Raw genomic sequence first — 13,440 nt, 5'->3', positions numbered from 1 at the left:
GCCGTACAGTCGATCAGCGCTGCAACCTGCGCCTCACCCGCTGACGGTTGTCGGTGTCGGCTTCTCGAGGAGCGTGAACGACTTGGGCTCACCGCCCGGCTGCGGCTTGCCTGCCTTGCTCCCGACGACCCGGTAGCCGGCGTCCAAGTAGTAGGCGTTCAGGCGCGCGTTGCCGGCCAGACAGTCCAGGCGCACAACCCCTCTACCCGCCGCAGCGACGCGGCGCTCCGCAGCACCCAGCAGAAGCCGCCCCGTCCCCGGCTGGGCGCGGTTGCGGTCCACCATCAGCCGATGCACATAGCCGGCCACCGGCGGCTGCGGTCCCCAGGCTTCCTCGTCCTGCCACCACAGCTCCCAAGCCCCGGCCACGCGGCCGTCGGCCTCGGCAAGCCAGACCTCACCACTGGCCATGGTCCGCCGGAAGTGGTCCTCGTCCAACTGGCCGGGCTGCCACTGGCCGGTGATGCCGTGGGCGAGCATCCAGCGGGCAGCGTCGTCGCGCAGACGAACCAGAGTGTCAAGGTCGGCCTCGTCGGCGAGGCGGAAGCGTAGATCATTCACGTCGCGATACTCGCACGCGCGCAGAGGCGCTCGGGGCCCGCCGGCGTCGACTTGCGCCGCGACCTCCAATGCCAGTCCTGCATCGCCAAGTTCGACGGCGGTGCTCATCGCGGCCGGATGCGGCCTGCGGCAAGGGGAGGTCTTCGGGCTGGCTGTGGAGGAAGTGGACTTCCTCGGGGGGAGTGGTGCACCTCGTAAGGCAGGTGAAGTTACTGAGGCTGCATCGTCCGGTGTTCGCCCCGCCGAAGGGCGGCAAGGAACGTGACGTGCCTCTGCCGGAGTCCGTCGCCTTCGCACTGGCCAAGCGCCTCAAGCGGGACGCGGCAGTCAGGATCACGCTGCCGTGGAAGACCTTGGACGGTCCGCCCGTCACTGCATCGCTGATCTTCGCCGGGCCCATGGGGCTGTCGCTGGACCGGAACCGCTTCAACGACCGCGCATGGCGGCCGGCGCTTCGAGCCGCCGGCGTCGAGACCGGGCGGGACAGCGGCATGCACGCGCTGCGGCACTTCTACGCCTCGGTCCTGTTGGACGCGGGGGAGAGCATCAAGGCCGTCACGTCAGGGAGTATCGGGGTCACCACGATCCCGGCTTCACGGTGCGGACGTACACGCACCTGATGCCGTCGAGCGGGACTCGGACCCGGGCCGCCGTGGATGGAATCTTCACGGATGAAGATTCCACGCAGGACGGCCCGGACACGGCCCAGGAGGGCGCCTAGCCCTCTGACCTGCGGTTGGTTCAGTAGCCGAAGTCCTGCGTCCACCAGGGGCCGCCCGAGCCGAAGTGGGCTCCGACGCCGAGGGTCTTGAAGTCGCAGTTCAGGATGTTGGCCTTGTGGCCGGGGCTGTTCATCCAGGCTTCCATGACGGCGGCTGCGTCGGCCTGGCCGCGGGCTATGTTCTCGCCGCCGAGGCTGGTGATCCCGGCCTTCGCCGCACGGTCCCAGGGGCTGAGCCCGCTCGGGTCGGTGTGGTCGAAGAAGTCCCGCGACGCCATGTCCTCGCTGAACGTCTGGGCCAGGTCCGACAGGGAGCTGTTCGCGGCCACGGGGCTGCAGCCGACCTTGGCGCGCTCGTCGTTGACGAGCTTGAGCACCTCGGCCTCGGCGGCGGCCTCCGCGGAGACGGTCACCGGTGCCTTGTCCGAGGGCGCCTTGGTGGCGTTCTTGGACGGCTTCGGAGCCTTCGGCGCCTTCGTCTTGCCGTTGGCGTTGCCGTTGCCGTTGTTCTTGGTGGGCTCGGCGCTCGGCTCCTCCGACGGCTCCGTCGTGGTCGGCGCGGCCGACGGCGACGTCGTCGAGGGGGCGGCCGAGGGCGTGCCGGCGCGATCGGCGTCGCGGCTCGTCGACGTGTCCTTGCGGGAGTCGGCGCTGCCCGAGGTGCCGCCCTGCTGGGTGTCCACACTGGACGGCGAGCTCGCGGCCTGCACGTTGTCGGACTTGTTGCCGCCACCGCCGAGCGCGTAGTTGTCGCTGCCGGGCAGTACACCGGCCGCGACGGCGACGGTGCCGAGGGCCACGGCCGCCGAGACGCCGAGCAGGCCCGAGCGGACGGGGGTCGCACCCTTCCTCTTGCGGTGCGAGCGGGCGGATGCCGCGGACGGGAGATCGGCGACGGCCGCGTAGCCGTACAGGTTCTCCGGGCCGTAGCTCTCCGTGTGGGCCCCGTTCGTATCTGTGACCCCGGTGGCGCGCCCTGTGGCGGCGCGGCCGGCGTCGGAGCGTCGGTGGCGTCCCATCTCTTGGGCCTTCCTCGATCTTGCGTCAGCGATCCTCAAGCGAACCTCACCCGAAAGAGTGAGTTTCCTATGAGACTCATTGGGTCGGGACGGTACCCCATGGCGCAAGGGGAGGAAGTGCTCCGCGAGACATTGTCCGGTTAGCGTGCACCCATGAACGAGGTTGCACGGCTGGTCGTCTGGGTGCGCGGACGCGTCCAAGGTGTGGGTTTCCGCTGGTTTACGCGGGCCAAGGTGCTGGAGATCGGCGGGCTGAGTGGTTTTGCTCTCAATTTGGACGACGGACGCGTCCAGGTGGTCGCGGAGGGCCCCCGCGCCGACTGTCAGGGACTGCTCGACTGGCTCCAGGGTGACGACACGCCCGGCCGGGTGGACGGAGTCACTGAGATCTGGGACACGCCCCGGGGAAGCTACGACGGCTTCGCCATCCGGTGACGGTGACCGCCGCGATGCCCCGGGCCGACGCCATGGCGTATGCCACCGGCACCCCTCAGTAGCGGATATGGCCTGGTGGTTGCCAAGAACGGCTCGAAGTGGCAGGCTCCCGAGGTAACGATGATCTCGACGCCCTGAGGGTCCCGCAGGAGTCGCAGCGCCCCGTCCCCGGAGCCGCGCGACAGTGGGTTGCCCACCGATACGGGGCGTGATCGTGTTGACCGTCAAACTTTTTGGTGAGACGCTGAAAGCCCCGCGCACCCTAGCTGTTTGGCATGTGGAACGGCAGCAGGACATCAGCAGTGTCAAGCATCGCGGGTGCGATTCCCTCACGACCCACACCGCTTCGGTCGGTCACTCAGTGTGGAGGACCATCCATCATGGCAAAGGCGCTTCTCGGTTACGTCGGCGGTTCCGACCCGCGACTCATCGCCGAGATGCGACGGCTCCAGCAGCGCGTACAGGACCTCGAATCCGAGCTCGTACGGATTCAGGCCGAGAACGACGCGCTCGCGGCTGCCGCTTCTCACGACTCGCTTCTCGAGAGCATCGACGTACCCCAGGCGGAGCCTGCGCTCACCTGATCACTGCACCGCACTACGACAGCAGTGGTTGGGCGGCCCTAATCAACCGCTAAGTTGTCAGATTTGCAAGGGACGCCCTCAGGCGTCCCTTCTTTCTTTCCCCCGCGCATTCCCCCGCGCACCCTTCCGCTCTCTTTAACGTCTGGTCTGCCCTGCGCGTTCATGGGCGAAACCGCGCGTTCATGGAGTGAGACCGGCCCGAAAGGTAGAGTCCAGCGGCGTGCACCTCAAGGCCCTGACCCTGCGCGGGTTCAAGTCGTTCGCCTCGGCGACCACGCTGCGGTTCGAGCCGGGCATCACCTGTGTCGTGGGCCCCAACGGTTCGGGCAAGTCCAACGTCGTGGACGCGCTCAGCTGGGTCATGGGCGAGCAGGGGGCCAAGTCCCTGCGCGGCGGCAAGATGGAGGACGTCATCTTCGCCGGCACCACCGGGCGCCCGCCGCTCGGCCGTGCCGAGGTCTCCCTCACCATCGACAACTCCGACGGCGCCCTGCCCATCGAGTACGCCGAGGTCACCATCACGCGGATCATGTTCCGCAACGGCGGCAGCGAGTACCAGATCAACGGCGACACCTGCCGGCTGCTCGACATCCAGGAGCTGTTGTCCGACTCCGGCATCGGCCGCGAGATGCACGTCATCGTCGGACAGGGCCAGCTCGACTCCGTCCTGCACGCCGACCCGATGGGCCGCCGCGCCTTCATCGAGGAGGCGGCGGGCGTCCTCAAGCACCGCAAGCGCAAGGAGAAGGCGCTCCGGAAGCTGGACGCCATGAAGGCGAACCTCGCCCGCGTCCAGGACCTCACCGACGAACTGCGGCGCCAGCTGAAGCCGCTCGGCCGGCAGGCCGCGGTGGCACGCCGCGCCGCCGTCATCCAGGCCGACCTGCGCGACGCCCGGCTGCGGCTCCTCGCCGACGACCTCGTACGACTGCGCGGGGCACTCCAGTCCGAGATCGCCGACGAGGCCGCGCTCAAGCAGCGCAAGGAATCCGCCGAGGCCGAGCTGAAGAAGGCGCTCCAGCGGGAGGCCCTGCTGGAGGACGAGGTACGGCAGCTGACGCCGCGCCTCCAGCGCGCCCAGCAGACCTGGTACGAACTCTCCCAGCTCGCCGAGCGGGTGCGCGGCACGATCTCGCTGGCGGACGCGCGCGTGAAGAGCGCCACCTCGGTGCCCGCCGAGGAACGCCGCGGACGCGACCCCGAGGACATGGAGCGCGAGGCCGCCCGCATCCGTGAGCAGGAGGCCGAACTCGAAGCGGCTCTGGAGGCGGCCGAGCGGGCCCTTGAGGACACCGTCGCGCACCGCGCCGAGCTGGAGCGCGAGCTCACCGTCGAGGAGCGCCGCCTCAAGGACGTCGCCCGCGCCATCGCCGACCGCCGCGAGGGCCTCGCCCGTCTCAACGGCCAGGTCAGCGCCGCCCGTTCGCGCGCCGCCTCGGCGCAGGCCGAGATCGACCGGCTCGCCGCCTCCCGCGACGAGGCCCAGGAACGCGCGGTCACGGCCCAGGAGGAGTACGAGCAGCTGAAGGCGGAGGTCGACGGCCTCGACGCGGGCGACGCCGAGCTCGCCGAACAGCATGAGACGGCCAAGCGGGCCCTGTCCGACGCGGAGGCCGCGCTGAGCGCGGCCCGCGAGGCGGCCACCTCGGCCGAACGCAGGCGGGCGGCCACCCAGGCCCGCCACGAGGCCCTGGCCCTCGGTCTGCGGCGCAAGGACGGCACGGGAGTGCTGCTCGGTGCCAAGGACCGGCTCACCGGGGTGCTGGGTCCCGCCGCCGAACTGCTGTCGGTCACCCCGGGCTTCGAGGTCGCGCTCGCCGCCGCGTTCGGCGCGGCCGCGGACGCCATCGCGGTCACCACGCCCGCCTCGGCGGCCGAGGCCATCCGCCTGCTGCGCAAGCAGGACGCGGGCCGGGCGTCGCTGTTGCTCGCCGGAGCACCCGAAGAGTCTCCCGCCGGCGCCGGACCGGCGGGCGATGCCTCCGTCGGCGTACCCCGGCAGGACCGGGATCGGGACCGGGGCCAGGACCGTCACGAGGACCAGGACCACGGCCGGTACCAGGACCGTGACCAGGACCAGGACCGTGACCGGAACCGGGGCCACGGGCCTCCGTATGCCGCCGATCTTGTCCGGGGGCCCGCCGAGCTGATGCCCGCCGTGCGGCGGCTGCTGCGCGGGATCGTCGTCGTCGGGACCCTCGAGGACGCCGAGGATCTCGTCTACGCGCGGCCCGGGCTCACCGCGGTGACCGCCGAGGGCGACCTGCTCGGGGCGCATTTCGCGCACGGTGGGTCCGCCGGGGCGCCCAGCCTGCTCGAGGTGCAGGCCTCCGTGGACGAGGCGGCGGCCGAACTCGAGGAACTGGCCGTACGCTGCGATGAGTTGACCGAGGCGCAGGGGCTGGCGACGGAGCTGCGCACGGAGCGGGCCGCGCTCGTCGAGGAGCTGGGGGAGCGCCGCCGGGCCGCCGAGCGGGAGAAGTCGTCGGTCGCCCAGCAGCTCGGGCGGCTGGCCGGGCAGGCGCGGGGCGCCGCGGGCGAGGCGGAGCGGAGCACCGCGGCCGCCGCCCGCGCGCAGGACGCGCTCGACCGGGCCGTGCTGGAGGCCGAGGAACTGGCCGAACGGCTCGCCGTGGCCGAGGAGATGCCCGTCGAGGAGGAACCCGACACCTCGGTACGGGACCGGCTCGCCGCCGACGGCGCCAACGCGCGCCAGACGGAGATGGAGGCCCGGCTCCAGGTGCGGACGCACGAGGAGCGGGTCAAGGGACTCGCCGGACGGGCCGACTCGCTCGACCGGGGCGCCCGTGCCGAACGCGAGGCGCGCGCGCGTGCCGAACAGCGCCGGGCACGGCTCCGCCACGAGGCGGCCGTCGCCGAGGCCGTCGCCTCCGGCGCGCGGCAGCTGCTCGCGCATGTCGAGGTCTCGCTAGCCCGGGCCGACGAGGAGCGCACCGCCGCCGACAGCGCCAAGGCCCGCCGTGAGCAGGAGCTCGTGGCCGCGCGGGGCCAGGGTCGTGATCTCAAGGCCGAACTCGACAAGCTCACGGACTCGGTGCACCGGGGCGAGGTGCTCGGCGCGGAGAAGCGGCTGCGCATAGAGCAGCTCGAGGCGAAGGCGCTGGACGAACACGGCGTCGAACCGGCGGGACTCGTCGCGGACTACGGCCCCGATCAGCTCGTACCGCCCTCGCTGCCCGCCGAGGGCGAGGAGCTGCCCGAGGACCCGGAGCATCCGCGCAACCAGCCCCGGCAGTTCCACCGCGCCGAGCAGGAGAAGCGGCTCAAGTCGGCCGAACGGGCGTACCAGCAGCTCGGCAAGGTCAATCCGCTCGCCCTGGAGGAGTTCGCCGCGCTGGAGGAGCGCCACAAGTTCCTCAGCGAGCAGCTGGAGGACCTCAAGAAGACGCGCACCGACCTCCTCCAGGTGATCAAGGAGGTCGACGAGCGCGTCGAGCAGGTCTTCACCGAGGCGTACCGGGACACCGCCCGCGAGTTCGAAGGGGTCTTCAGCCGGCTGTTCCCGGGAGGGGACGGGCGGCTCATCCTGACCGATCCCGACAACATGCTCACCACCGGTGTCGACGTGGAGGCCAGGCCGCCGGGCAAGAAGGTCAAGCGGCTCAGTCTGCTCTCCGGCGGCGAGCGGTCGCTGACCGCCGTCGCGCTGCTCGTGTCGATCTTCAAGGCGCGACCCAGCCCGTTCTATGTGATGGACGAGGTCGAGGCGGCGCTCGACGACACCAACCTCCAGCGGCTGATCAGGATCATGCAGGAGCTGCAGGAGGCCTCCCAGCTGATCGTGATCACTCACCAGAAGCGCACGATGGAGGTCGCCGACGCGCTGTACGGCGTCTCCATGCAGGGCGACGGCGTCTCGAAGGTCATCAGCCAGCGCCTGCGCTGACACCCCGGGCCCTGCCCGCAAGTCCTACGGGTCCCGCAAGTCCTACGGGTCCTGCAAGTCCTACGGGTCCGACGGTCCTGCAAGTCCTACGGGTCCTAGGGTCCGACGGGTTCTCAAGGCTCCTCCGGCTCCGGGAGGCCCTCGCCCACGCCCTCGTCGGCGAGTTCGGCGATCACCTCGGCGTGGCAGCGCTCGGGGACGCACCAGCAGCCGAGCCGGTGGCCGCGCAGGGCGGGGAGGCGGGCCAGCAGCTCCGGACGGGCCAGGAGATACGCGCGGTACATCTCGACGACCTCGTCCCGGGTGCCGTCGTGGCCCGGGCGGAAGGGGCTCGCCAGCGGGGAGCCGGCCAGGTGCCAGCCGCCCCGGTGCATGGCGCGGCCGACGTACACGACGGCGGCGTACGCGGGATCGTCGCGGTGGCCCTTGAGATTGACGACCGTCGTGGGCGGCATGCTCGGATACTCGCCGCTCGCGCGGGTACCGGCAAGGCGAACACGGCGTACGGCGCGCTCCCGCGAGCCGTCCTCCGTGTTCCGCGTGTCACACCAGGGTGCCCCGTCCGGGATCCGCGGGCCGGGACAGCCGTCACGGTCGGCGCCCGTGCCGGACCTCTCGGTGGCCCCGGTGGCCCGCGCGGCCGGTTCACGAAAACACCAACACGCTGCGGATTCCGCGGAGTCGGCGCATCGGAGGGACGACGGGACGTGGAGCGCAGAGTGACCTTGACTAGGCCGTTCGGTCATACGACGTTCAAGACTTGAACACAACTACGTCACATCGGAGGCAGAAACTCACAGCAAACAAATTATTGACTTCGAAACTTGAAGGCATAGTCTCTCCAGCGTTGCTTTTACCTTCAGGTGGTGGGCGGCGTGAACATGTGCGCCACTGGTACCACCAGCGAAGGGTTTCGCCCCCCACCCCCGGCAGCGAGGCCGGTGGCCCGAGGAGTTTTACGTGACCAGCGCATCGCAGGCACCTAAGTCAGAAGCCAAGTTGGCTCACCCCGAACATCTCGGGCATGTCATCTTCATCGCGGCGGCGGCCGCGATGGGCGGCTTCCTGTTCGGCTACGACAGTGCCGTGATCAACGGCGCCGTCGAGGCCATCCGGAGCCGCTACGACATCGGCTCCGCGGCCCTGGCCCAGGTCATCGCCATCGCGCTGATCGGCTGCGCCGTCGGCGCCGCGACCGCCGGCCGCATGGCCGACCGCATCGGCCGCATCCGCTGCATGCAGATCTCCGCGACGCTCTTCACCATCAGTGCCGTCGGCTCGGCGCTGCCCTTCGCGCTGTGGGACCTCGCCTTCTGGCGCATCGTCGGCGGATTCGCCATCGGCATGGCGTCCGTCATCGGCCCCGCCTACATCGCCGAGGTCTCCCCGGCCGCGTACCGCGGGCGGCTCGGCTCGTTCCAGCAGGCCGCGATCGTCGTCGGCATCGCCATCTCGCAGCTCGTCAACTACGCCATCCTGAACGCCGCCGACGGCGATCAGCGGGGCGAGCTCCTGGGCGTGGAAGCCTGGCAGGTCATGCTCGGCGTCATGGTCGTCCCGGCCGTCCTCTACGGTCTGCTCTCCTTCGCCATCCCCGAGTCGCCGCGCTTCCTGCTCGAGGTCGGCCGCAGGGACCGTGCCCGTGAGGTGCTCAAGGAGGTCGAGGGCGACAAGATCGACCTGGACGCCCGTGTCGCCGAGATCGAGCACGCCATGAAGCGCGAGCACAAGTCGACCTTCAAGGACCTGCTCGGCGGCGGTTTCCTCTTCCTGCCGATCGTCTGGGTCGGTATCGGCCTCTCGGTCTTCCAGCAGTTCGTCGGCATCAACATCGCGTTCTACTACTCCGCGACGCTGTGGCAGTCGGTCGGCGTCGACCCGACGGACTCGTTCTTCTACTCGTTCACCACGTCGATCATCAACATCATCGGCACCGTGATCGCCATGATCTTCGTGGACCGCATCGGCCGTAAGCCGCTCGCCCTCATCGGCTCGGTGGGTATGGCCATCGGTCTCGGGCTGGAGGCCTGGGCCTTCTCGTTCGACCTGGTCGACGGCAAGCTGCCGGCCACCCAGGGCTGGGTCGCCCTGATCGCCGCCCACGTCTTCGTCCTCTTCTTCGCCCTCTCCTGGGGCGTCGTGGTCTGGGTCTTCCTGGGCGAGATGTTCCCGAACCACATCCGCGCCGCCGCGCTCGGTGTCGCCGCCTCCGCGCAGTGGATCGCCAACTGGGCCATCACCGCGAGCTTCCCGTCGCTGGCCGACTGGAACCTGTCCGGCACCTATGTGATCTACACGTGCTTCGCCGTGCTCTCCATCCCGTTCGTGCTCAAGTTCGTCAAGGAGACGAAGGGCAAGACCCTGGAGGAGATGGGCTGACCGCCCGTGCCACCGGCGGCTCCCCACGGGCCCCGGTGGCTCCCCGGAACTCGGGGAGAGGGGCCAAGTCCCCGCTGCCCCTCTCCCCGTACTCGTCAAGAGGGCGTGCTGCCCCGGCTCGGACCGTGAGGTCGGTCGAGCCGGGGCAGCACGCTTTCGCAGAACAGCTGCAGACTGCGCCAGCCCTCGTCGACGGGCATCCCGCCGGACAGCGGATGCAGGACGAGGTTGCCGAGGCCCTGCGCCACGCACTGGTCGGGCGTGAGGATGCGGTAGACGCCCTCGGCGCGCAGCTCCTCGACGGTCGTGGCCGCCGACTTCACCGCCGAGCGGATCTCCCCCGACTGCCAGGACGCGTACGTCCGCGCCTCGTGCAGGAAGTGGGAACCGTACTCGGCCCAGGCCCGGTCCGGGTCCTCGGCGATGTGCAGCAGCGGCGTCTCGGCGCCGGGCATCATCGTCCAGCCCTCGGTGCCGTACTCGATGAGCCGCTCCTTGTAGTAAGCCTCCAGCTCGGGCAGGTGCGCGCTGGGGAAGAACGGCAGCCCGAGCCGGGCGGCGCGCCTGGCCGCGGCCCGGGAGGAGCCGCCCACCAGCAGCAGGGGGTGCGGATCCGAGAACGGACGCGGGGTGACCCGTACCGTGCGGCCCCGATACGTGAAGTCCTCGCCGGTCCACGCCTTCAGCACCGTCTCCAGGAGCTCGTCCTGGAGTTTGCCGCGGCGCTTCCAGTCCACGTCGAACAGCGCGTACTCCTCGGGCCGGTAGCCGATGCCGGCCACGGTCACCAGTCGCCCGCCGCTGAGCAGGTCGAGTACGGCGATGTCCTCGGCGAGCCGCAGCGGGTCGTGCAGCGGGCCGATGACCGCCGAGACGGTGACCGCGATGTGCCGGGTCGCCCCGAAGACCGCGCCCGCGAACGTGAACGGCGAGGGCAGCCAGTTGTTGGCGACGCCGTGGTGCTCCTCGGTCTGCACGGTGGTGATCCCGCGGTCGTCGGCGTACGTGGCCATCTCGACGGCCGCCTTGTAGCGGGCGCTCAGCGAGGCGGGGGTGGCGTCGGGTTCGACGAGGTTGAAGCGCACGACCGTTACGGGCATGGGGAGCCCCCCTTCGTGTGTGGAGGGGGACGGTAGCTGACGGTGCGTCAGACATCCAGAGCCGCGGAACCTTTCGCGGGCCGTGCCAGGGGGCCCGGCGGGCCGGGGCGGCACCATGTGGCGGCGAGGGTGCGCCACGGCCGACGTGCATGGGCCGTGTGCACCCTGGGTACGCGCGCACCCACACGCACCCTTTGTGCTCGAGCGACGCCGGGGAGTGCGGTGACTCCGCCCTCGAGGCTTCCCGCGGACGCGTGGCCGGGCGGCTGACCGGCCCGGCCCGCGGGGCACACGGCCCCGCCCGGCCAACGGCTGGCCGGACGCGAGGTCACGCATACTGGACGGGTTATGGAAACCATCATCCTTGCTGTAGTCATCGCCTTGGTGGTGATCGGCGCGCTCGGTGGGCTCGTCGTCGGCAGTCGCAAGCGGAAGCAGCTGCCCCCGCCGCCCCCGGCCGCCCCCGACATCACCGCCCCTCCGGCCGAACCGCACGTCGGCGACGAGGCCGAGACGCCGCGCGACGAACCACGCCGCACGATCGAGGAGGTGGATCTTCCCGATCGCTCGGCCGCCACGCCGGTCGTCGTCGAGGAACCGCCCGCCCCCGCGATCGAGATCCCGGAACCGACCGCCGGCCGCCTGGTGCGCCTGCGTACCCGGCTCTCCCGCTCGCAGAACGCGCTCGGCAAGGGGCTGCTCACGCTGCTCTCGCGTGAGCACCTCGACGAGGAGACCTGGGAGGAGATCGAGGACACGCTGCTCGTCGCCGACGTCGGCGTGCAGCCCACCCAGGAGCTGGTCGAGCGGCTGCGCGAGCGCGTGAAGGTGCTCGGCACGCGGACGCCGGACGAGCTGCGCGGTCTGCTGCGCGAAGAGCTGCTCGTACTGCTCGTCCCGGAGTTCGACCGCGAGGTCAAGACCGACTCGAACCTCGACACCCCGGGCATCGTGATGGTGGTCGGTGTCAACGGCACCGGCAAGACCACCACCACCGGCAAGCTCGCGCGCGTGCTCGTCGCCGACGGCAAGAACGTCGTGCTGGGCGCCGCCGACACCTTCCGCGCCGCCGCCGCCGACCAGCTCCAGACCTGGGGCGAGCGCGTGGGTGCCCGTACCGTCCGTGGCCCCGAGGGCGGCGACCCCGCCTCGATCGCGTTCGACGCGGTCAAGGAGGGCATCGAGGAGGGCGCGGACGTCGTCCTCATCGACACCGCCGGCCGGCTCCACACCAAGACCGGCCTCATGGACGAGCTCGGCAAGGTCAAGCGCGTCGTCGAGAAGCACGCGCCGCTCGACGAGGTGCTGCTCGTCCTCGACGCGACCACCGGCCAGAACGGTCTGGTCCAGGCGCGTGTGTTCGCCGAGGTCGTGGAGATCACCGGCATCGTGCTGACCAAGCTCGACGGTACGGCGAAGGGCGGCATCGTCATCGCGGTGCAGCGTGAGCTGGGCGTCCCGGTCAAGCTGGTGGGGCTCGGCGAGGGCGCGGACGACCTGGCGCCGTTCGAGCCGGAGGCGTTCGTTGACGCCCTTATCGGAGAGTGACCACCCGCGTGAACGCGTAGGTGCCCGAAGAAGCGCCCGTCCCCACGACACTGTCGGGGACGGGCGCTTCTTCATGTGGCGCTCTTGGCGCTCGTGGCGTCGACGCCGTCGGCCCCGTGAGGCGGCGGGCGGGGTGCCGGACGGACCGGTGCGGCGCGGCTCAGGCCCGTGAGCGGTGGGCCACGTAGGCGAGCGTGCCCAGCAGCAGCCGGGCCGGCGGCGGCTTCGTCGCGGAGTCGAGGGCGGGGGAGCGCAGCCAGCGGACCGGGCCGAGTCCCGCGCGGTCGGAGGGCGGGGCGGTGATGAACGAACCGGGACCCAGGCCGTGCAGGTCCAGAGACGGGTCGTCCCAGCCCATCCGGTAGAGCAGCTCGGAGAGTTCGGCGGCGGACCCGGGGGAGACGAAGAAGTGGGCGCGGCCGTCGGCGGTGGCCGTGACCGGACCGAGGGGGAGGCCCATGCGCTCCAGGCGGACCAGCGCGCGGCGCCCGGCGGGCTCGGCGACCTCGATCACGTCGAACGCCCGGCCGACCGGCAGCATCACCGCGGCGCCCGGGAACTCGGACCAGATGCCGGTCGCCTCGTTCAAGGTCGCGCCGGCCGGGATCGTCGGGGCGAAGCTCAGGGGGTGCGCACCCGGTGCCGCGCAGTCGCTCCTGCCGCACGAGCACACCCCCGCGGCGGCCCTGGCGCCCGGGACCACGTCCCATCCCCAGAGTCCGGTGAATTCTGCGACGGCCGTGCTCTCCGACGAGCGGCCGCGGCGACGAGTGCCGGTCCGGATGTCGCGCATCGCCCGACTGCTGCCGATCGTGAAGCCCATGCCCCCTCCAACGGGTCCGATGCGCCGGTGGTTACGTGACGAAACCGGATCGTCACCCTCTGTTCCTGACTGCCCGGTTTCGCGCGATCCAGGCGGCGCCTTGTGGTGCACCGGGTGGTGCGCTCGGCTCCGTGCGCCCCGGCGTACACCGTTCCGCCCATCACCGGCCCTCCTGTGTCAAGTCAATCGCGAGCAGGGCGACCGGAGTTCATTCGAAGGGGTGGCGAATGGTGGCGTTTCACGGATCGCCATGGCTGGAGGCGTGATCGTAGGATTACTTTGAGTACACGAGTCCTGGGGCTGTATGTACTCGTGGGTATGCCAAGGGCAAGTCGGCTTACCGTTCGAAGGGTGGGAACTGCC

The 13,440-nt window shown here is 70.7% G+C and carries 10 protein-coding genes and 1 pseudogene; 6 read left to right on the top strand and 5 right to left on the bottom strand.

The features are described 5' to 3' along the window. Positions 1-33: 33 nt before the first annotated feature. Positions 34-561: a GNAT family N-acetyltransferase gene (locus OOK38_RS05270; RefSeq protein ID WP_266765871.1), complete on the bottom strand. Its 528-nt coding sequence runs from the start codon at positions 559-561 to the stop codon at positions 34-36. A gap of 103 nt (positions 562-664) precedes the next feature. On the opposite strand from OOK38_RS05270, the pseudogene OOK38_RS05265 reads away from it, so the two are divergent. After that, positions 665-1,282: pseudogene (locus OOK38_RS05265) on the top strand (tyrosine-type recombinase/integrase); the annotation flags it as partial. A gap of 20 nt (positions 1,283-1,302) precedes the next feature. Here OOK38_RS05265 and OOK38_RS05260 read toward each other — a convergent pair. Then, positions 1,303-2,301, bottom strand: a complete 999-nt coding sequence (locus OOK38_RS05260; protein WP_266763168.1) for a CAP domain-containing protein — start codon at positions 2,299-2,301, stop codon at positions 1,303-1,305. A 153-nt stretch (positions 2,302-2,454) separates the two neighbouring features. On the opposite strand from OOK38_RS05260, the gene OOK38_RS05255 reads away from it, so the two are divergent. The 3 genes from OOK38_RS05255 to OOK38_RS05245 all read left to right on the top strand — a co-directional run bounded on the left by OOK38_RS05255 (position 2,455) and on the right by OOK38_RS05245 (position 7,227). After that, positions 2,455-2,736, top strand: coding sequence for an acylphosphatase (locus OOK38_RS05255; RefSeq protein ID WP_266763169.1), 282 nt, complete (start codon positions 2,455-2,457; stop codon positions 2,734-2,736). Between the two features lie 380 nt (positions 2,737-3,116). Then, the gene (locus OOK38_RS05250; protein ID WP_028802434.1) at positions 3,117-3,320 is read left to right on the top strand and encodes a hypothetical protein; all 204 of its coding nucleotides are present in this window, start codon (positions 3,117-3,119) and stop codon (positions 3,318-3,320) included. A gap of 220 nt (positions 3,321-3,540) precedes the next feature. Beyond that, entirely contained in the window at positions 3,541-7,227 is a 3,687-nt protein-coding gene (locus OOK38_RS05245) for an AAA family ATPase (RefSeq protein ID WP_266848169.1), read from the top strand. A 113-nt stretch (positions 7,228-7,340) separates the two neighbouring features. Here OOK38_RS05245 and OOK38_RS05240 read toward each other — a convergent pair whose 3' ends face one another. Next, positions 7,341-7,682 carry a DUF4326 domain-containing protein gene (locus tag OOK38_RS05240; protein WP_266763171.1) on the bottom strand — a complete coding sequence of 114 codons (342 nt, stop codon included), beginning with the start codon at positions 7,680-7,682 and terminating at the stop codon, positions 7,341-7,343. 505 nt (positions 7,683-8,187) lie between these two features. Here OOK38_RS05240 and OOK38_RS05235 point away from each other — a divergent pair. Beyond that, a complete protein-coding gene (locus tag OOK38_RS05235) occupies positions 8,188-9,606 on the top strand; it encodes a sugar porter family MFS transporter (RefSeq protein WP_266763172.1) in 1,419 nt (472 codons plus the stop codon). Between the two features lie 95 nt (positions 9,607-9,701). Here the strand turns inward: OOK38_RS05235 and OOK38_RS05230 are convergent, their stop codons facing one another. After that, entirely contained in the window at positions 9,702-10,706 is a 1,005-nt protein-coding gene (locus OOK38_RS05230) for an LLM class flavin-dependent oxidoreductase (protein ID WP_266848168.1), read from the bottom strand. 348 nt (positions 10,707-11,054) lie between these two features. On the opposite strand from OOK38_RS05230, the gene ftsY reads away from it, so the two are divergent. Further along, positions 11,055-12,254, top strand: coding sequence for a signal recognition particle-docking protein FtsY (gene ftsY / locus OOK38_RS05225; RefSeq protein WP_266848166.1), 1,200 nt, complete (start codon positions 11,055-11,057; stop codon positions 12,252-12,254). 160 nt (positions 12,255-12,414) lie between these two features. On the opposite strand, the gene OOK38_RS05220 is transcribed toward ftsY, so the two are convergent. Further along, positions 12,415-13,077, bottom strand: coding sequence for a bifunctional DNA primase/polymerase (locus OOK38_RS05220; RefSeq protein WP_266763175.1), 663 nt, complete (start codon positions 13,075-13,077; stop codon positions 12,415-12,417). Positions 13,078-13,440 lie beyond the last annotated feature (363 nt).

This window comes from Streptomyces sp. NBC_00568 (genome assembly GCF_026341855.1).
Taxonomy (GTDB): Bacteria; Actinomycetota; Actinomycetes; order Streptomycetales; family Streptomycetaceae; genus Streptomyces.
Note: the sequence above shows the minus strand (reverse complement) of the source record. Positions and strands in the feature narration are given on the sequence as shown.

Bases quoted from the DNA above. Each gene is read 5' to 3' on its own strand.
- OOK38_RS05260 (WP_266763168.1), bottom strand. From the start codon at position 2,301: ATGGGACGCCACCGACGCTCCGACGCCGGCCGCGCCGCCACAGGGCGC.
- OOK38_RS05255 (WP_266763169.1), top strand. From the start codon at position 2,455: ATGAACGAGGTTGCACGGCTGGTCGTCTGGGTGCGCGGACGCGTCCAA.
- OOK38_RS05250 (WP_028802434.1), top strand. From the start codon at position 3,117: ATGGCAAAGGCGCTTCTCGGTTACGTCGGCGGTTCCGACCCGCGACTC.
- OOK38_RS05240 (WP_266763171.1), bottom strand. From the start codon at position 7,682: ATGCCGCCCACGACGGTCGTCAATCTCAAGGGCCACCGCGACGATCCC.
- OOK38_RS05230 (WP_266848168.1), bottom strand. From the start codon at position 10,706: ATGCCCGTAACGGTCGTGCGCTTCAACCTCGTCGAACCCGACGCCACC.
- ftsY (WP_266848166.1), top strand. From the start codon at position 11,055: ATGGAAACCATCATCCTTGCTGTAGTCATCGCCTTGGTGGTGATCGGC.
- OOK38_RS05220 (WP_266763175.1), bottom strand. From the start codon at position 13,077: ATGGGCTTCACGATCGGCAGCAGTCGGGCGATGCGCGACATCCGGACC.